The organism is Nitratireductor sp. GCM10026969 (assembly GCF_042660605.1).
In the GTDB taxonomy this organism is placed as follows: domain Bacteria; phylum Pseudomonadota; class Alphaproteobacteria; order Rhizobiales; family Rhizobiaceae; genus Chelativorans.
In genome coordinates, this window is record NZ_JBHSUM010000343.1 from 1 (window position 1) to 508 (window position 508).

Genomic DNA, 508 nt, shown 5'->3' on the forward strand with positions numbered 1-508 from the left:
GACCGGCCGCGCTACGAGCCGAGCCGGCGGCGGCTCGTGTGGGACGACGGCGCGGTGGCGCAGGTGTTTTCGTCGGAGGACCCGGACAGTTTGCGCGGGCCGCAATTCGAGGCCGCCTGGTGCGACGAGGTTGCGAAATGGAAGCATGCGGAAGCCTGTTTCGACATGCTGCAGTTCGGCCTGCGGCTGGGGCCGCGGCCGATGCAGCTCCTGACCACGACGCCGAAGCCGGTGCCGTTGATCCGCCGGCTCGTGGGAAGCGGCGAGGTGACCCTGACGCGGATGCGCACGGCCGACAACGCCGCCAATCTTTCGGCGCGCTTCATCAAGGCCGTGGAACGGAATTATGCGGGTACGCGGCTGGGCCGGCAGGAGCTCGAGGGCGAACTGATCGAGGACCGCGAGGATGCGCTGTGGACACGGGCCGGGATCGAGGCGGCGACAAGCCGTCTCACGGGCGGTGCGCTGCGGCGCATCGTCGTGGCCGTCGATCCGCCGGCGACCGGCC

At 70.5% G+C, this 508-nt stretch carries 1 protein-coding gene; it reads left to right on the forward strand.

All coding sequences use genetic code 11. The annotated features are described in order from the left end of the window. Window positions 1-508: terminase large subunit domain-containing protein (locus tag ACFP9U_RS25415; protein ID WP_378625686.1), on the forward strand; the 508-nt coding region annotated here is incomplete at both ends.